17 protein-coding genes are annotated in these 17,852 nt (G+C 59.2%); 11 read left to right on the top strand and 6 right to left on the bottom strand.

Annotation, left to right across the window (positions count from 1 at the left end; genetic code table 11):
* The first annotated feature begins 90 nt into the window (after positions 1 to 90).
* Complete coding sequence (locus WAW39_RS07790; RefSeq protein WP_294398876.1) at positions 91 to 327, top strand: hypothetical protein; 237 nt, start codon at positions 91 to 93, stop codon at positions 325 to 327.
* A 7-nt stretch (positions 328 to 334) separates the two neighbouring features.
* Here the strand turns inward: WAW39_RS07790 and WAW39_RS07785 are convergent, their stop codons facing one another.
* Positions 335 to 1,570 carry a glycoside hydrolase family 71/99-like protein gene (locus tag WAW39_RS07785; RefSeq protein WP_422317483.1) on the bottom strand — a complete coding sequence of 412 codons (1,236 nt, stop codon included), beginning with the start codon at positions 1,568 to 1,570 and terminating at the stop codon, positions 335 to 337.
* A 52-nt stretch (positions 1,571 to 1,622) separates the two neighbouring features.
* Between WAW39_RS07785 and WAW39_RS07780 the strand changes: the two genes are divergently transcribed.
* The 4 genes from WAW39_RS07780 to WAW39_RS07765 all read left to right on the top strand — a co-directional run bounded on the left by WAW39_RS07780 (position 1,623) and on the right by WAW39_RS07765 (position 5,117).
* Positions 1,623 to 2,672, top strand: a complete 1,050-nt coding sequence (locus WAW39_RS07780; RefSeq protein WP_422317481.1) for a serine hydrolase domain-containing protein — start codon at positions 1,623 to 1,625, stop codon at positions 2,670 to 2,672.
* 73 nt (positions 2,673 to 2,745) lie between these two features.
* Entirely contained in the window at positions 2,746 to 3,186 is a 441-nt protein-coding gene (locus tag WAW39_RS07775; RefSeq protein WP_294398867.1) for a RidA family protein, read from the top strand.
* A 66-nt stretch (positions 3,187 to 3,252) separates the two neighbouring features.
* Positions 3,253 to 4,611 carry a tRNA (N6-isopentenyl adenosine(37)-C2)-methylthiotransferase MiaB gene (gene miaB / locus WAW39_RS07770; protein ID WP_422317477.1) on the top strand — a complete coding sequence of 453 codons (1,359 nt, stop codon included), beginning with the start codon at positions 3,253 to 3,255 and terminating at the stop codon, positions 4,609 to 4,611.
* Complete coding sequence (locus WAW39_RS07765; RefSeq protein WP_422317475.1) at positions 4,608 to 5,117, top strand: GNAT family N-acetyltransferase; 510 nt, start codon at positions 4,608 to 4,610, stop codon at positions 5,115 to 5,117. Before miaB ends, WAW39_RS07765 begins: the two co-directional genes overlap by 4 nt.
* Here WAW39_RS07765 and WAW39_RS07760 read toward each other — a convergent pair.
* A complete protein-coding gene (locus WAW39_RS07760; protein WP_422317473.1) occupies positions 5,114 to 6,040 on the bottom strand; it encodes an FHA domain-containing protein in 927 nt (308 codons plus the stop codon). The genes WAW39_RS07765 and WAW39_RS07760 overlap by 4 nt on opposite strands.
* A 201-nt stretch (positions 6,041 to 6,241) precedes the next feature.
* Between WAW39_RS07760 and WAW39_RS07755 the strand changes: the two genes are divergently transcribed.
* Positions 6,242 to 6,970 carry a hypothetical protein gene (locus WAW39_RS07755; protein WP_422317471.1) on the top strand — a complete coding sequence of 243 codons (729 nt, stop codon included), beginning with the start codon at positions 6,242 to 6,244 and terminating at the stop codon, positions 6,968 to 6,970.
* Positions 6,971 to 7,022: 52 nt separating this feature from the next.
* Positions 7,023 to 10,541, top strand: a complete 3,519-nt coding sequence (dnaE, locus tag WAW39_RS07750; RefSeq protein WP_422317469.1) for a DNA polymerase III subunit alpha — start codon at positions 7,023 to 7,025, stop codon at positions 10,539 to 10,541.
* A gap of 609 nt (positions 10,542 to 11,150) precedes the next feature.
* Here dnaE and WAW39_RS07745 read toward each other — a convergent pair.
* The gene (locus WAW39_RS07745) at positions 11,151 to 11,804 is read right to left on the bottom strand and encodes a SanA/YdcF family protein (protein ID WP_422317467.1); all 654 of its coding nucleotides are present in this window, start codon (positions 11,802 to 11,804) and stop codon (positions 11,151 to 11,153) included.
* 92 nt (positions 11,805 to 11,896) lie between these two features.
* Between WAW39_RS07745 and rlmB the strand changes: the two genes are divergently transcribed.
* A complete protein-coding gene (gene rlmB, locus WAW39_RS07740) occupies positions 11,897 to 12,475 on the top strand; it encodes a 23S rRNA (guanosine(2251)-2'-O)-methyltransferase RlmB (protein ID WP_422317465.1) in 579 nt (192 codons plus the stop codon).
* Positions 12,472 to 13,206, top strand: a complete 735-nt coding sequence (locus WAW39_RS07735) for an NAD-dependent deacylase (RefSeq protein WP_422317463.1) — start codon at positions 12,472 to 12,474, stop codon at positions 13,204 to 13,206. The genes rlmB and WAW39_RS07735 overlap by 4 nt, the downstream gene beginning before the upstream one ends.
* Here the strand turns inward: WAW39_RS07735 and WAW39_RS07730 are convergent.
* The 3 genes from WAW39_RS07730 to WAW39_RS07720 all read right to left on the bottom strand — a co-directional run bounded on the left by WAW39_RS07730 (position 13,195) and on the right by WAW39_RS07720 (position 16,326).
* Positions 13,195 to 13,986 carry an intradiol ring-cleavage dioxygenase gene (locus WAW39_RS07730; protein ID WP_422317461.1) on the bottom strand — a complete coding sequence of 264 codons (792 nt, stop codon included), beginning with the start codon at positions 13,984 to 13,986 and terminating at the stop codon, positions 13,195 to 13,197. The two genes, WAW39_RS07735 and WAW39_RS07730, sit on opposite strands and share 12 nt — an antisense overlap.
* 126 nt (positions 13,987 to 14,112) lie before the next feature.
* Positions 14,113 to 15,843 carry an endo-1,4-beta-xylanase gene (locus tag WAW39_RS07725; protein WP_422317459.1) on the bottom strand — a complete coding sequence of 577 codons (1,731 nt, stop codon included), beginning with the start codon at positions 15,841 to 15,843 and terminating at the stop codon, positions 14,113 to 14,115.
* 66 nt (positions 15,844 to 15,909) lie between these two features.
* Positions 15,910 to 16,326 carry a c-type cytochrome domain-containing protein gene (locus WAW39_RS07720; RefSeq protein WP_422317457.1) on the bottom strand — a complete coding sequence of 139 codons (417 nt, stop codon included), beginning with the start codon at positions 16,324 to 16,326 and terminating at the stop codon, positions 15,910 to 15,912.
* Between the two features lie 113 nt (positions 16,327 to 16,439).
* On the opposite strand from WAW39_RS07720, the gene WAW39_RS07715 reads away from it, so the two are divergent.
* Complete coding sequence (locus tag WAW39_RS07715) at positions 16,440 to 16,784, top strand: nucleotide pyrophosphohydrolase (RefSeq protein ID WP_422317455.1); 345 nt, start codon at positions 16,440 to 16,442, stop codon at positions 16,782 to 16,784.
* Positions 16,781 to 17,821, top strand: coding sequence for a 16S rRNA (cytosine(1402)-N(4))-methyltransferase RsmH (gene rsmH / locus WAW39_RS07710; protein WP_422317453.1), 1,041 nt, complete (start codon positions 16,781 to 16,783; stop codon positions 17,819 to 17,821). Before WAW39_RS07715 ends, rsmH begins: the two co-directional genes overlap by 4 nt.
* Positions 17,822 to 17,852: the final 31 nt, after the last annotated feature.

The raw sequence follows: 17,852 nt of genomic DNA, 5'->3' as shown, positions 1-17,852 counted from the left end.
ATCCTCAAAGCAAGCACAAAAAAGAGTGTAAGTTGTTTATCAGCGGCGTTGCACTCGGCCAATGTCGTCGTAGCATCGTAGAGTTATTTAATGAGCGCGCATGAGCACAAACCAGACTCACGTCTGAAGCAGGCCGAGAAGATCGCCACCCATCCGGAGCAGTACAAAGTCTGCGAAGGCTGTGGATCCATCGTGGTCACGCGCGCCATCACCTGCCCGAGCTGCCACGCCTACCTCTTTGACGCCACCTCCGTGCGCGTGATTGCGCAGGCCAAGGAGCTCGCGCTGCGTGCCGCGAATTCGGTGCTGGCCTCGGATTTGTCGTAAATCCGGCTCAGCGCTTGGGCATCGCATCCGTTGTCTCACCACGCAGCAGTTTGCCCAGCATGCCCGTGAGCCACAGATAGTGATCGTTCGGCAGCTGAGGCTCCGCGAGGAAGCGGCTTTCACCCACAGGCGGATGATTGTCGGTTTTGAAAATGGCCGTTCCTTCATCCAGTTCGTCAAACATGGCCACGTAGAGCATCTGCGCCCCGGCCCGCTTGGCCGCAGTCGCCTGTGACCAAAGGAACTGACCGCCAAGACGTGGGATCGCGTCAAACTTGGCTTCCTGATTGCGTGACTTCGAGAGGTTGGTCCAGCTAAAGCCCGGGAAGAGGACCGGCAGGAAATCAACCTTGTGCTCGGCACACCATGCGATGTCCGGCTTTAGAATTTTGTCCTCACGGCTGGTGGCGTCCTGCGGCGTGCCGTAGCGTCCCACCGCCCAGGGACTGACGATGTCGGCACGGGCGATGAGTGCATGCAGCTGAGGGGCTTTGATGCAGTCATGATCCAGCGTGCGCCAGTAGTAGGGCACGCCCAGCATGATGGCGCAGCCGCCGAATTCAGGATCATCACGCAGGAAGGAGATCAGGCGTGCCCACTCTTCGAGCATCGGCGCACGGTCATTAAACCCAAGGCCCCACAGTGCCACGAGGGGCTTGCCATGGTGTTTGAAATAGCTGGAGCCCTTGGAGTCCAGACGCTTCTCGGTGATGAGGCGCTTCCAGTCGTCGATCACCAGTTGAATGCCATCCTCCTTGATGCCGCTGAGGTCATACATCAGTGTCAGGCCGCGCCCGTTGGCCTGTGCCGCAGACTGACAGTGCGCGAGCACCTGATCCATCGGCTCACGGAAGCGTTTGTCGCGTGTGGTCGCGGCAAAGCGCTGCACAAAGGCCCCATCAATGCCGTAGTCGCGCATCCATTTGAAATGAAGCTGAACGACGGCTGGAGTGACCGAGCTGAAGACCTCGGCGGTGCTGCCATCGGCATGCTTGAACGGCGTCGTCACACGGGCCTCCTTTGGCAGTTCACTCACATCCGGCCACAGCTCGATGTGCGAGTGCCCCGGCTCGAAGGTTTTGCCTGCGGCGTAATGGTGCCAGCCATTGTTGCTGCCATCACTCTCACACCGGAACCAGCCCTGATAGCCGCAGACGACTTTGCCCGTGAGCGTGCTCGTATCCACGGTCTGGGCATGGGCGCTGAGGGCGAGGAGGGCGGGCAGAATGAGAAACCGGAGCATGCGGGATGTTTTCATTGACGTCAGCTGGGCGTCAAGGTGTGATGTAGGCCGCATGAAACGACGCGCCTTTGTGACTTCGCTGGCCGCATGGCCGATGGCTGCTGCGGCGGCCCCCACGTCCGAAGAGTCAAAGATCCGCGCCATCGCCGAAGCATTTCTGCGCGAGCACGGCATCCAAGGCATGAGCATCGCCTATGGCAAAGAAGGAAAAATCGACTTCGAGGCAGGCTATGGCTTTGCCGATACGGATGGCACCGAGGTCGTCACCCCGCAGCATCGCTTCCGCATCGCCAGCATCTCCAAACCGATCACGGCCACCGCAGTGATGATGTGCATCGAAAAAGGAATGCTGCAGCCCGACAGCAAGGTCTTCGGTCCTCAGGGCACCCTGGGTGGAGATTACAGCGGAGACGTGGCAGCGGTCACCGTGGATCACCTTCTCACCCACACCAGCGGCGGCTGGGCGAACGACAAGAATGACCCCATGTTTAAAAATCCGCAGATGAAGCACTCGGAACTCATCGCCTGGACGCTGGCCAATCAGAAACAAACCCACAAGCCGGGAGAACACTTCGCCTATTCAAACTTCGGTTACTGCGTCCTGGGCCGCGTGCTGGAAAAAGTACTGAAGCTGCCGTACGACAAACTGATCACACAAGAGGTGCTGACAAAATGCGGCATCACCAGCATGCAGATCGCCGGCAATACTTTGGCGGAACGGCAGTCGCAAGAGGTGATGTATCTCACCGCCAAACCGGGTGCGGCTTACAGCATGAACGTCACCCGCATGGACTCGCACGGCGGCTGGATCGCCACCGCCAGCGATCTGGTCCGCTTCGCCTCACAGCTCCCAACGTTGCTCAACCCAGATTCAATTCGTGCCATGACCACGCATGGAATCAGTGAGAGCTACGCGCGCGGCTGGAACGTGAACAAGGTGCCCAACTGGTGGCACACCGGATCGCTTCCCGGCACCACCACGATCATGGTCCACACCGCCAAGGGCTTCTGCTGGGCCGGTTTGCTCAATGGGCGCAGCGAAGGCCTCGGCCTCGCCTTGGACAAGCTGATGTGGCAGATGGGCGGTGTGGTGAAGGCATGACATCTGTGTTTGCAACTGTTTGCCAGTTTTCGTTTTCCCAGTTCGTATTTTGCGTTCATTTCTCACCTCCATCATGACACCCCAGCAAAAAGCAGAATCCCTCGGCCTCGTTTTCACCAAGCAGCCACCCGCCTACCTGAACCTCTGCATCCGCAGCGGCAATCAGCTCCTCACCTCCGGCCATGTGAGCGATCTCAAGGGCAAGCTCGGCGCCGGGGTCTCGACCGAAGACGGCTACAAGGCCGCCAAGAACTGCGCAGAAAAGGTGCTGCGTTCCGTTTGGGACACCCACGGCACGCTGGACGGCCTCAAAGTCCTCAAGGTGCTCGGCTGCGTGAACTCCACTCTGGAATACACCGACCAGCACCTCGTCATCAACGGCTGCTCCGACCTGCTGCACGAGATTTTCGGCAAGGAAGGCGACGGCTACCACGCCCGCAGCGCCCTGGGCTTCGCCCAGCTCCCCACCGGCGCGGCCGTGGAAGTCGAGGCGATCTTTGAGATCAAGGCCTGACCCGGACGGGGCCAAAGCGCCTTGAGGTTGTCTTTTGGCCGGGGTTGGGTATTCTCCCAACCCCCAATGCCACGCGTCCACATCAAAACCTACGGCTGCCAGATGAACGAACGCGACACCGAACAGGTGTCGCAGATGTTCGTCGAGCGCGGCTACACCATGACCGCTCGTGACGAGGACGCGGACGTGGTGCTCATCAACACCTGCTCCGTGCGCGATCAGGCGGAGCAGAAAGCGCTGGGAAAGATGGGCATGGTGCGGCGGCGGCGCACCCCCCTCGTCACCGGTTTCATGGGCTGCATGGCGCAGAGCCGCGGCAGCGAGCTGGTGAACAAGGCAAACGTGGATCTCGTCGTCGGCACGCAGAAGTACCATCGCGTGGTGGACTACGTGGACGAGATCATCCGCGCCAAAGAAGCGAAGCAGATGGACGACGAGCGCTTTTCCATCGTCGATGTGGAGGAGGAAGCCGCCTCTCAGAACACCATCCGTGATCACACGCTGAAGGAAAAGCAGGCCAGCGCCTTCGTCAGCATCATGCAGGGCTGCAACATGAAGTGCACCTTCTGCATCGTGCCCTACACCCGCGGCGGCGAGCGCGGCAGACCCATCGCAGACATCGTCGAAGAAGTGAAACGCCTCGCGGATCGTGGCGTGAAAGAAGTCACCCTCCTCGGCCAGATCGTGAACCTCTACGGCAGGCATGAATTTCCTGCGGTGGACGGCAAAAGCCCCTTTGTGCAGCTTTTGGAAGCCGTGCATGAGGTGCCCGGCATCAAGCGCATTCGCTTCACCAGTCCGCACCCGATTGGCTACAAAAAGGACCTCATCGAAGCCTTCACCTACCTGCCGAAACTCGCCGAGCACGTGCATCTGCCCGTGCAAAGCGGCAGCGATGCCATCCTGAAGCGCATGCACCGCCCTTACACTGCGGCCAAATTCACCGAACTCGTCCAGCGCATTCGCGAGGCACGCCCGGACATCGCGGTGACCACGGATGTGATCGTAGGCTTCCCCGGCGAAACCGAAGAGAACTACTTGGAAACACGGCAGATGTTTGAAACCATCGGCTTCGACAACGCCTTCGTCTTCCGTTATTCCAAACGCCGTGGCACACCCGCAGCGGAGATGGAAGAAGCCATTCAGGTGCCTGAACGCGTCAAAGAAGAGCGCAATCAAGATCTGCTCTCGCTGGTAAATCGCATCGCCTTGCCGATGTATGACAAGCTCGTGGGCAAAGAGGTCGAAATCCTCTGCGAAGGCCCCAGCAAGACGAACGACCAGCGCCTCACCGGCCGCACGGGCTCCAACCGCATCGTGGTTTTCGACGGCAATCCCGAGCGCCACACAGGCGAAATCTTCAAGGTCCGCGTCGCTGAAGCCGGACACTTCACCTTGTTTGGCGATCCCGTGCTGCATGCATGAGCGCAGCGCTGCAGATCGAGCTGCGTCCGCTCACTCGTGAGCATGCGCCCGCGTTTTGCCAGCTGGTCATAGCCTTGGCCGAGTTCGAAAAGCTCCCTCCTCCTGACGAGGCTGCTCAGGCACGCCTTGTCGAGGATGCGCTGGGCGCAAAGCCGCGCATCGAAGTCTGGCTCGCGTTTGTAAACGAGGACGCGGCGCCCTGCGGCTACATGATTCTCGTGGAGACCTATTCAAGCTTTCTCGCGCTGCCGACCCTCTATCTCGAAGACCTCTTTGTCCTCCCCGAGCGCCGCAAAGCCGGCGTGGGCGGCGCCTTGCTCAAAAAGGTGGTAAGCCTCGCGCATGAGCGCGGCTGCGGCCGCGTGGAATGGACGGCGCTCGACTGGAACGTGAACGCCCAGCAAGTCTATGAGCAGCGCATCGGTGCCAAACGCATGAGCGAGTGGCTGCTCTACCGCATGACGCGCGCAGACATGCAGCGCCTCATCGACCACGACGCGTCCTAGAACGACATCGTCGGCACGTCGATCAGCGAATAGACCTCCACAGGATCAGGCTGCCCCTTCACCGGATGAATGCCGGCGTTTTGGTAGAGTTGCAGACCTTCCGGCCAGCCATTCAGAAAAGGCGCTCCAGCCAGAACCGGCACCTGCAGCTTGCGGGTCAGGCTCTCAATGCGGAAAGTCACGTTCACCGCTTCGCCCACGGCGGTGTTCACTCCACGTCCCATGGCACCCAGAGCAACATCACCAATGTTCAGGCCGATGTGGCAATGAACCTCCAGGTTCATGTTCTCCTTCAGCCATTTGCGCTTCGGAGATTCACTGGAATCCGGGCTGCTCAGGATCTTGGCGGCCTCGGTGGCCTTGATGCGGGAACTGATGTCATCTCCCGGCCAGTAGGCAAAGACACCGTCGCCGATGAACTTGTCGATGATGGCATCGCGGGTTTTCAGAACTTTTTCGCACTGCGCATACCACTCACGCAGCATGGCGGCCACTTCCTCAGCGCTGAGCTGGGAGGAAATGGTGGTAAAGTTGCGCAAATCGCCCACGAGCAGGGTGGCGCGCACGGTCTTGACCGGCAGCGCGATGGTATGCAGCGACTGCGTGCTGACGTTGCCGGACTCGCTCGGCGGCCGTTCTTCGTCCTGGCTGTCGAAAATAAAGGTGCTGGTGCCAAATTGTACCCGATCACCATGCCGCAGAGCCCGCGCCGTGGTCACAGCCACATCGTTGACGAAACTCCCGTTGGCGCTGCCAAGATCGGAAACCCAGAACAGCTGTCCATCCCTTCGGATCGTGGCGTGCTGGCGTGAGACACCACCGTCCACCAGCCTGATGCTGGCATCAGGGCTGCGCCCGACCAGATTGAAGTCCTCGAGAGTGATCTCGAGTTCTTTCTCCAGTGATTTGAGTGTGGCGCCCATGTGAGTGGTTAAAGGGAAATGCTCTTTTGAAGCAATTTCCACGCCGCAAGTCAAGCGCGGTCGTCTTCTTGCTACAAGGTTTTTCGCAGGTTCTTTCGAAAGCGTTGCGGCATCCCGAAAATCAACTCTTAATTTCGGCCGGGTTAATACCTTGGCACGACGATATATTTGCCATTGCCGCAGGCATCTCCACCATGGCTGATGCATCGGTTTTTTAGCAGACGAATCCTCGGCGTCTTTCTGATTTTTTGGGCGGTCGCCAGCACCGTGCGTGCGCATGTGGTGCCCAATATGACTGTCGAGGCGGAATTCGACTCCGCAGGCGGCTGCACGCTGCGCATCAATGTCGATCCACGCACCTTTCTCGCCTCCGATCCCACCTCCCTGCCACCCGTTCCGGCCTCATGGTACCTGGAGCAGACGCCCGATCAGGTGGCCGCGACCCATGAAAAAGCGCAGGAATACCTCACCCGTTCACTGGGGTTGCTGTTTGATGGGAAAAAAGCCGTCCTGCCCGCCTGCAAAATTCGAGCCATGGACGGTGCTGACAACACCCCCCTCAAGGCAGACACCCAGGAAGTTCACATCCTCGCCACCGCCAGCGGCCAGCTGCCGGCGAATTCCACCACCTTCCAGGTCGATTTTGCCAAAGATGCCAATACCAGCCTCATCCTGCTGCACTCCATGGCAGGAAAGACCGAACTTCGTCCCCAGGTGATATTCCCGGGAGAGACAAGCCGTCCCTTCCAGCTTCATTTGGCTGCAGCTCCTGACAGCCCACCCGGCGCCCCGGCATCCAAGGGCAATAACATCTATCTGATCATCGCGATCTCCGTGGCTTGCATCGTGATCATCACCGGCTGGCTGCTGCTCAGCCACTACCGCCACCACCACCGCGCGCATCGAAAGCCCGGAGCTGGAAAAATGTGAAAAACTACCTCTTTCATGCCTTCGAAGCGGGGTTAATCCTGTCCCCCGCCGCATGTCAGATTCCTTCGTCCATCTCCATCTCCACACCGAATACTCGCTGCTAGACGGCGCTGTGCGCATCGATGCGCTTATGAAACGCGTGAAGGAGTTGAACATGCCTGCCGTGGCCATGACCGACCATGGCAATCTCTACGGCGCCATCGACTTCTACATGGCCGCCAAGAAGGCCAAGGTGAAGAGCATCATCGGCTGCGAGGCCTATCTCGCACCCGGCTCCATGATGGACAAAAACGAAGTGCCGGGCCGCAAGCGCTCCTCACATCTCACGCTGCTCGCCTCCAGCAACGAAGGCTTCGAGAATCTCTCCAAGCTGATCACCAAGGGCCACCTCGACGGCCAGTGGTACAAACCCCGCGTGGATAAAGACGCCCTGCGTGAGCACGCCAAGGGCCTCATCTGCCTCAGCGGCTGCATCAACGGCGAAATCAACGAACTCCTCCTCTCCGACCGCAAGGACGAGGCGGAAAAAAGCCTGCTGGAGTTCCGCGACATCTTCGGCCCCGAAAACTTCTACCTCGAAATCCAGGACCACAACATGGAGGCCCAGCGCAAAAGCGCACGGCAGATGATCGAGTGGGGCAAGCAGTACGATCTGAAGACCGTCGCCACCAACGACGTCCACTTCCTCAATCGCAGCGATCACGAGTCCCACGACATCATGATCTGCATCGGCACGGGCGCGAGCATCTACGATCAGAACCGTATGACCTACTCCCCGGAGGTCTATTTCAAGACCGCCGAGGAAATGCGCGCCCTGTTCTCCGAGGTGCCCGAGGCCTGCGATGCCACGCTCGAAATCGCCGAACGCTGCGATCTCAAGATCCACCTCGATTCCACCAGCATCGAGCGCTACCCGCAGTACCCCATGCCCGACGGCGGGGATCGCAATGAATACCTGCGCAAGCTGACGATGGACGGCCTCGAACTTCGCTATGGCCGCGACCGCGCGCTCAATGACGAGGTGCTCCACCAGCGTATGGAAGTGGAGCTCGCCCTGCTGAAGGAGAAAAACTTCACCAGCTACTTCCTCATCGTCTGGGACTTCATCAATTGGGCCCGTAAGCACGACATCCCCGTCGGCCCCGGTCGTGGTTCCGCCGCTGGTTCGCTCGTCGCCTTCTGCCTCGGCATTACGGACATCGATCCGCTCCGCTTCGAACTCGTGTTCGAACGATTCCTCAATCCCGAGCGTGTCAGCCCTCCCGATATCGATATCGACTTCTGCCAGACGCGTCGTCCTGAGGTCATTCAGTACGTCCGCGAAAAATACGGCGACCTCAGCGTCTGCCATATCATCACCTTCGGCACCATGGGGGCCAAGTCGGTCATCCGCGACGTCGGTCGCGTCATGGGCTGGAGCTACGGCGACAGCGACGCGCTGTCGAAGATGATTCCGAACGAGTTGAACATCGACCTGGAGGAGTCGGTGAAGAAAAACCCCGATCTCGCCGCGAAGCTCGAGTCCGACGGTAATGCGCAGGAACTCTGGCGGCATGCCACCTTCCTTGAAGGTCTCACCCGCGGCACGGGCGTTCACGCCGCCGGTGTCGTCATCGGTGATCGCCGCCTCGACAACTTCATCGCCCTCACGCGCGACAAGGAAGACGCCATCCTCTCGCAGTATGCCATGAAGCCACTCACTGAGCTCGGCATGCTCAAGATGGACTTCCTCGGTCTCAAAACGCTGACGGTGATCCACGAAGCCGAGTACTGGATCCACAAGCGCGTCCCCGGCTTCAGAGTGGCCAATGCACCCCTCGAAGACACCAAGACCTTCGATCTCATCAAACGCGGCGAAACGGTCGCCGTCTTCCAGATGGAATCTGGAGGCATGGTCAACACCTGCAAACAGCTCGGTCCCGACACCATCGAGGAAATCATCGCTATTCTGGCGCTGTATCGCCCCGGCCCGATGCAGTTTATTCCAGACTACATCAAGCGTAAGAAGGGTGAGGAGAAGGTGGACTATCCACATCCGCTGCTGGAGAAGATCTCCAAGGAGACCTACGGCATTCTGGTCTATCAGGAGCAGGTCATGCAGGCCGCGAACTTGCTCGCCGGCTTCTCCCTCGGACAAGCTGACTTGCTCCGCCGAGCGATGGGTAAAAAGGACGCCGCCGAGATGGCCCGCCAGCGTCTCATATTCGTGGAAGGCTGCCTCAAGACGAACGACATCCAGGCCAAGCTCGCGAACTCCATCTTCGACTTGCTCGAAAAATTCGCGCAGTACGGCTTCAACAAGTCTCACTCCGCCGCCTACGGAATCGTCACGTACCGCACCGCCTACCTGAAGGCCAACTTCCCCGTCGAGTTCATGGCGGCCGTGCTCAGCTATGAAATCAGCAATCCCGACAAGATCGCCAATTTCGTCAGCGAGTGCTTCGAAATGGGCATCAAGGTGCTGCCGCCTGACGTCAACAAGTCCTCCCTCAAGTTTGCTCCTGAGCGGTTCGAAACCGAAGAAGCAGAGCCAAACGCCATCCGCTACGGCCTCAGCGCCATCAAGAATGTCGGTGAAGGCGCCATGGAGGCCGCCATTGCCGAGCGTGAAAAGAACGGCCTCTACACCAGTCTTGAAGACTTCGCCGCACGCCTCGACAACCGCGCGGTGAACAAGAAGCTCATGGAGTCCCTCGTCAAAGCGGGCGCTTTTGACTTCACCAAAGAGCCGCGCGCCGTGATGTTCGCCAAGCTCGAGCAGGTGCTCGCTTCCGCAGCCTCCATGCAGAAGGACAAAAAAGCAGGCCAGGGCGGCCTCTTTGATGACTTCGAACTCGCGCAGCCCAAATCCAAGAAAAACGAAGCCTCGGCGCCCTCCATCGTGTGGAGTGCGGATGAGGTTCTCGCCTTTGAAAAAGAACTTCTCGGCTTCTACGTCAGCGGCCATCCGCTGGACAGCTACCGCGGCCATTTCGATTCGCCCAAGATCATCAAAATCGCCTCCATTGCGGACATCGATACCAAGGAAAAAGCGAGCTCGCACTCCATCGCCGGCATCCTCAGCCAGCTCGAAGTGCGCTACTCCAAGAAGGACAACCGCCCCTTCGCCACCTTCAAGTTTGAAGACTTCACCGGCCAGATCGAGATGATGTGCTGGAGCGATGACTACGAAAAAACGAAGGATGTTCTGGCCAATGGCGCCGTGCTCGGTCTCCGCATTCGTGTCAGCAAAGATCAAAAGACCGACGGCAACCGCGTCACCATGAACAGTGCCACGCCGCTCAAGCCCAAGGCTGCGAAACCGCGCAACGCCGGTGACCCCGATCCTTCCGAGCCGCCACCCCCGAAGCCGCCTGCTCCGCCGAAACCGTATGTCTTGAGGCTCAACACCAAGCAGCATGACGTCACCGACCTCGAACGCATTCAGGAAGTGCTTCTCGCCTATCCCGGCACACTGCCTGTTTTCCTCGAAATCTCCCAGAACGGCCACAAAGCCCGCCTCGAACTCGATGAAAGCTTCCGCGTCACTCCCAGTCCCGATCTGCGTCGTGCGCTCACGGTCTGGTTGTGATTTAGCGCTCCGCAAAACTCTTTTCCCGTTCGACCGAGACAGCTCCATTTGGAGTGCGGTTGCGTAGCGAGGAACGAGCGCAGCTACCGCTTTCGCCGGTCTCGGTGACTCACCCCTGCCGGAAAATCTTCGAATGCGGGAGCCTGTGAGCCTTCACAAGCTCCACAGCTCATACCATGAGCCATTGAAACCGGGTCTGCATGCGCGGCGCGTGCAGCAGGGCTGGTAGGGCCCCGCTGTGTCGGGGCCGAAGTTTCGGGTCTGCGGCGTCGCAGGCGTTGAAAAAGGTGCGCCGTCCTTGGAATGTCGAAAGGGGGGCGGGCCTCGATGGAGTTCAGGCGCATTTCACCACAGCGCTCCCAGACTCCTTTTCAACTGTTGATGGCATCACTCACACCACGAGACACGCGAAAAACAGCAGCACTTCGTAGCCGCCACAAAACGCTACGCAGAAGCTCTGCGAACGCGTCAGCGCTCTGGAGGAGAGGGATCGTCCCGATCCCTCACGCTCTCACAACGTCCAGCGTGTACGAACATCTCAAGCGCACCGGGTGGCGATCAAGATGATCATCCCTCCATCAGCAGACCAGCCTTTGCCGGGTCATGGTATTATTCCAACGGCACGATCACCTTCTCACCAAGAAACCTCGGCTGGGTGCCGAGCACATTCACATCCAGCACCGCTTTGACGCAGGCCAGTTTCTCCCGCAAAAAAGTCTTCACAGAAAGTGTCACGGGCACATCCTTGGCATCCATGCCGTAAGCTTCGATTCCAAACGCCTGCGCCAGATAAATGGCCCGCGCATTGTGAAATCGCTGTGAAACAAAAATCACGCGCTGCTGACCAAAGACCTCTTTGGCCCGCACCACCGAATCCAGCGTGCGGAATCCGGCATAGTCGCACACCACCTTCTCCGCCGGCACTCCCATCTGCATCAGCACTCGCTTCATGTCCGTGGGCTCATCATAGCCTTGTGCACCGTTGTCACCGCTAACGATCAGTGCCTTCACCCTGCCTGCTTTAAACAAAGCCGCCGCAGCCTCCATGCGTGGGAGAAAGAAGAGATTGGCCCTGCCGTCAGCAAGTCTTGCTGACGTGCCCAGCACCACCGCCACAGGCGCAGAGGGCACCCCCTCCACCGCATCAAAGCACCGGCCTTCCGCGCTTCCCTCGACCCACCACTCGCAGCCAAACACGAAGCCAAGCCCCGCCACGGCCAAAACAGCGAGCCACACCCACCAGCGCTTGAGGATTGTCTTCATGCCAAACTCCTCCCGCCAGTTCACACAGCCTGCAAGCTGCCGCTTCTATCATTTTGCCAAACCCCCATTCACGGCACACTATCGGGAAACACATGCGCCCCAACCGTCCCGAACAACCCGTCGCCCGCCAGAACCGCCACTCCCGTTCTGACAACCACGTGCGTGTCTATGAAGAAGGAGACATTCCCGCCATTCTCGAAGGCAAGACCAGCCCCCTCGTCCTGATCCTCGACTGCGTTCAGGACCCGCACAATCTCGGCGCCTGCCTTCGCACTGCTGATGCCGCAGGTGTCTGCGCCGTGATCATGCCCAAGGACAAAACCGCACCCATCACCGAGACCGTCGTCCGCGTGGCCTGTGGCGGTGCGGAAAACATCCCCCTCATCCGCGTCACCAACCTCGTCCGCGCCATGGACAAGCTCAAAGAGCTCGGCATCTGGCTCGTCGGCACTGCCGATGAAGCCACGAAGAGCCTCTACGATCTCGATCTCAAAGGCGGCATCGGCATCGTCATGGGCGCTGAAGGCCCCGGTATGCGCCGCCTCACCAGCGAGCACTGCGACTTCCTCGTCAAGATTCCCATGGGCGGCAAAGTCGAATGCCTCAATGTCTCCGTCGCCACCGGCGTGTGTTTGTTTGAATGCGTCCGGCAGCGTCAGCCGAAAAAATGAGTGCGGAGCGAAACATCGTCGTGCTCACCGGCGCGGGCATGTCCGCCGAATCCGGCGTGCCGACGTTTCGCGGAGCAGATGGACTTTGGGAAGGTCATCGCATTGAGGAGGTGGCCTCGCCCGAAGGTTTCGCACGCGATCCCGAACTCGTTCATCACTTTTACAACCTGCGTCGTGCCGCGCTGAGCACTGTGGAGCCCAATGCAGGTCATCTCGCTCTCGCCCGTCTGGAGCGCGAATGGCAGGGCGGGTTTCTCCTCGTCACCCAAAACGTGGACGATCTGCATGAACGCGCTGGCAGTGAAAAACTCATCCACATGCACGGCGAGCTCCTCAAGGCCCGCTGTGAACTCTGCGGCGCTGTACTGTCCTGGACCAAAGACTTGTCATCCGGCACACGCTGCCGTGCCTGTGGCGAGATCGGCGGCATGCGCCCGCACATTGTCTGGTTTGGCGAAATGCCCTTCGAGATGGAGACCATCATGAACGCCTTGAAGAGCGCAGATATTTTTCTCTGCATCGGCACATCCGGCTTGGTCTATCCCGCCGCTGGCTTTGCACAGATAGCTGCGCAAAACCGTTCCTGCCGCCTCGTGGAATTCAACATCGAAAGCACCGAGATCTCACGCCAGTTCCGTGAGCGCGTCATCGGCCCTGTGTCTGTTGAGCTGCCCAAGTTCGTGGACCAGCTTCTGTCTGACACGCACAGGCAGGCCTGGTTAGAACGGTGATGGGCCCAGGACCAGATCTTGGATATCCCGATCACCCATTGCCGCACTTTCACGACGGCGCGGCGGTGGCCCTCCCGGACCTCCGGGACCACGACCTCGTTGATCCGGCTCTTCGGGCGTGTGACCAATCACAATGTCCCAGGTGGCGGCGAGTTCCCTGCTCTCGGCGCTCATGGGTTTGAACTCGCGAATGACGGAGAGACGCTGCTGCTCCGTGCCCATGCTGCGCAGAATGCCGTCTCGGTCATTCTGCGGAATGCCTGCGATGAACAGCTGCGTGGTCAGCATGCTTTTTTCGTTCTGCTTCACGCGGACGTGGTAGTGCAGCGTGCGGCCCGTGTATAGGCCGGGCAGAATGGTCCGGAAGCGATATTCACCCTTGGTGTTCGTTTCGATTTTCCCATAGCCCTGAAACTGCGGATCGCGCTCCTTGCCTTGCTGCGTGCCCCGGCTGTGAATGTAGCAGCCGTTGTTGTCAGACTGCCAGAGTTCGATCACCGCATCTTCAATCGGCTTGCCATCCACATTCAGCAGCCGTCCACCGAACTCTGTCACGACCCCGCTCGCAGGGGCTTTCCCACCGATGATCATCGTGAGATCATTGTCCTGATCCAGTGGCAGGTGGTCAGGATAATACGGCCCTTCCGTCGCGCGCGGCGTCAGTGTGAGCGCCTCGGCATACACACTGCCGGTAATGATCCCGCCGGTGGTCAGCAGCAGGCTGTGCAGCAGACGGCGACGGCTGAGCGGGATGTGAAAGGGGGGAATCGTGGTGTTCATGAGCGGGGTTTTGTTTTCCGTCAAACCCACCCATCCCGTGTTGGTTGCGCATGAAAAAAGATTCAGCGCGAATCGGCGCTGACCGCAGCTGCAAGATTCCGCACCACCATATTCGCGGAACTTGTTTCACCAGGTCGGCTTGGCAATGACCGGCTTGTGGCCTGTCGCCTGCACTTCATACCAGCCCGGAAATCCGCGCCATTTTACCCTGCCTTGGGCATTCGTTTTCAAAGTGACATCAGTGTGCCATTTGCGACCAATCCATTCCTCCAGCACTTCGCCGCGCTTGCGGATGCTCCAGTCCTTGTTCCAGGAAGCTGCCGCAGGCTTCCAGTGGGAGCCTTCCCAAAAACCCCAGATCAGAAAGCTGGTGTAAGCCGGATGGCTGAACACCGCGATGAGCACATCCCGCGTGTAATCAGCCGCCAGTTCCTCATCCTCCGTGGTCACGATGTCATACTCGGTGATGCACTGATGCGGCACCACCTCGGCAAAGCGATCCGTCACCGCCAGCAGATGCTCCGGAGACGGCAGGTAGCTCTCATCAAAATGCGCCTGATTGCCCAGTCCATAGACGGTGAGCCCCGCTTTGTTCAGTGCCTCAATGTAAGTGAAAGTGTCATCACATTGCGGCCCCGGACGGAACACCTGATCCTCATTCACACAAAAAGGCAGCTTGGTCAGGGATCTTGCCAGTTTGAAAACGTCACGGTCAAGCTGCTCCAGACCGGGGCGCTTGTTCAGCATGTCCGCTCCGTTCCAGGCGATGGGGTGGTTGATCACATCCCACTCAATCACGCGGTCTTTCACAAACTCCAGCCGCTCCTTCACACTGGCGAGCGTGCGCTCTCGAATGACCGTGCTGTCTTTGATGTCGTGCAGATTGAACGGTGTGGCCACCTGCATCAGGTAGTGTCCCCGCACAGGAATGTGGCGCTCCGCGAGCCAGGCAAAGGCTTGGTCCAGCTCCGCATTCCGTTGAGCTTTGCGTTTCTCATCCAAATCCGGCGACCAGTTGCCATCCTTCAAATCATTCTCAAACACCACGATGCTGAAGAGCCGGTCAATGATTTCGCGGTAGCGCTTGTCGTCCTCGCTTTCACCGCTGAAACGCTTGGCCACCACCGCTGTTCCAAACTCGAAGGCATGACGATGCAGCGTGAGTTTCACCTCCGTGTTGGTCGCCGGTTTGCCGTCTTCACCCGTGACAATCATGGAGAGATCTGCCTTGCGGTGCTGTTCGATGCGTTCAAGTGCCGCCTTGCGCCAGGGTGCATCCGGTTCACGGCCAGGATAGCTTCGCTTGGTCATCTTGGCCCGAGGAAAACGGCTGACATCGGTGCTGGCCGGATACTTGAGCACGCGAATGCTTTCGACCTCGATGCTCTGCTCCTTGTGTCCGCACAGCAGCACGACGGCAGCCGTGCCAGCCTGAATCGCATCGCTGGAAACAAAAGTCACCGGCTGCTCCGTCCACTCACGATGGATGTCCACGCCGACACTGTCGCCAAACGAAGTGTAAGGTTCTTTACGCAACTGCAACTTCGTCTGAACCTCCCCTGATACCGCATTGCCGACGACCCGCGCCTTGATGATCGCCAGCACCCGCTCATCCTTCGCGATGCCCTCGGCCACTGAAGCCGTAAACTGCGCCGCGTAGGCCTTGGCCGCATCCGGCTGTGTGATGGTGATGCGCTTCCCTCGCTCCAGATTCTCAGCTTTTCCGGCTGCATTGGAAGCAGAAGCCTCCAAAGGCGATCCGCCACGAATATCCGTCCCTCCAGGCGGAATCTCCAGCGCATGCAGTCGGCAGACCGTGGTGAATAGGAGGACCGGCAGGAAGCTCAGGCGTTTCATGGTGGAGGCGCACCTACCCCCGATTAAGCACTATTCAAGCCGGGAGCCGTCTGTCCTGCCCACCTGCTACTTTTTGGATTTCTTATGCTCTGGCGTCATGGCGCCTTCTTTGCCATCCGGCCAGTTGGCGCCTTCGGTGATCCATTGGCGAATGAGGTTCACTTCATCCTTTGGAATGCGATGTCCGGTGGCCGGCATGGCCTTTACGTCTTTCGGTGGCAGGGTCAGCACGAGATACAGCATGCTTTTTTCTGCATTCTTCGGCACAATCACCGGCCCGGCTTTGCGTTTTTTGAAAGCTAGTGCACGTGTTTGCAAATTGAGCTCTCCCAGCAGTGTCTCCGAGTTGTGACACTCGACGCAACGATCGGCCAGGATTGGTTTGATCTGTGTCACAAAATCCACCGGAGCATCTCCGGCGGCTTGAAGGGTGGTGCAGGCGGCGAGGCAGGCGACGAGCGCGAATTGGCGGTGAATATTCATATGGATGAGCATCTACAATCTACGTCGCGGTGTCCAGCACGTCTTGCGACTGAATGAGCGCATCTTGTCGCCTTCCCGGTTGCTCCTGCGTGCGCGTGCCTGCATCATGCTGCATGAGCATCGAACAAATCACCGCCCGCATCTGTGCGTTTCGCGACGCCCGGGACTGGATGCAGTTTCACAGCCCAAAAGAGCTAGCCATCGCCATCACTGCGGAGGCGGGGGAGCTGCTGCAGCACTTTGTCTGGCAGCAGCCGGAGCAGATTGAGCAGAGGGTTCAGGACAAAATGCCGGAACTGAAGGACGAAATGGCCGATGTGGCTATCCTGCTCTTTGAACTCGCGCACAATCTAGGCGTGGATCTCGGTCAGGCGATGCTCGACAAGATTGATCGCAATGAAACGCGCTATCCCGTAGCGAAGGCGCGTGGATCGAACGCCAAGTACAACGAGCTGTGAGCGAAGCCGAAATTCCAACACCGCATCGCCGTCGCCCGCGTTATTCTGGCAAGAATCCGCGACGTTTTGAAGACAAGTACAAGGAGCTCAATCCTGAGCGCTATGCTGAAACCATTGCAAAGGTGCGCGCATCTGGGAAAACGCCTGCAGGTCAGCATGTGCCGATTTTGCTGAGCAAGATTATGCAAATTCTTGCACCCCAGCCCGGCGAACGCGCCGTGGATTGCACGCTGGGCTACGGCGGCCATGCCGGAGCCTTGCTCAAAGCCGTGCAACCGGGCGGCACCCTGCTTGCACTCGATCAAGATCCTTTGGAAATTGTACGCACTGAGGCGCGCTTGCGTGCCAGCGGTTGCGAAGAATCGGCCCTTGTCGTGAAGCGCATGAACTTCGCCGGGCTGCCCCGGGCCCTTGGCGAACTCGGCTGGAGCGATGGTGCGGACGTGCTGCTCGCCGACCTCGGCTGCTCCTCCATGCAGTTCGACAATCCCGCCCGTGGGTTCAGTTTCAAGCACGACGGCCCGCTCGACATGCGCATGAATCCGCAACGCGGTGTCTCTGCACGCGAGTTTCTGCAAAAACTCAGTGCTGAAAAGTTCACTGCCATTCTCAGCGACAATGCGGATGAGCCGCACGCGAAACTGCTCGCTCAGACATTGGCCGAAACCGACCACGCCACCACGCGTTCACTGGCCGAAGCCGTGCGACGAGCGCTGCCGCACCGGGTGAATGAGGAGGACCGTGACGCCACTGTGCGCCGCGTTTTCCAGGCCCTGCGCATCGCCGTGAACGAGGAGTTTACCGCGCTTGACACTTTTTTGCGTCAATTGCCCACCTGTTTGCGCAGTGGTGCACGTGTATGCATTCTCACCTTCCACTCGGGTGAGGACCGCCGCGTGAAGCATCTCTTCCGCGAAGGGCTGCGCAGCGGTATTTTCAGCGCCACCAATGATGAAGTGATTCGTCCCACTTCGCAGGAGACCCGTGACAATCCACGTGCAGCCCCTGCAAAGCTGCGGTGGGCGGTGAAGGCGTGAATTGAAGTGCACTCATGATGCGTATGAGTGA

Source organism: Prosthecobacter sp., from assembly GCF_049294395.1.
Classification (GTDB): domain Bacteria; phylum Verrucomicrobiota; class Verrucomicrobiia; order Verrucomicrobiales; family Verrucomicrobiaceae; genus Prosthecobacter.
Note: the sequence above shows the minus strand (reverse complement) of the source record. Positions and strands in the feature narration are given on the sequence as shown.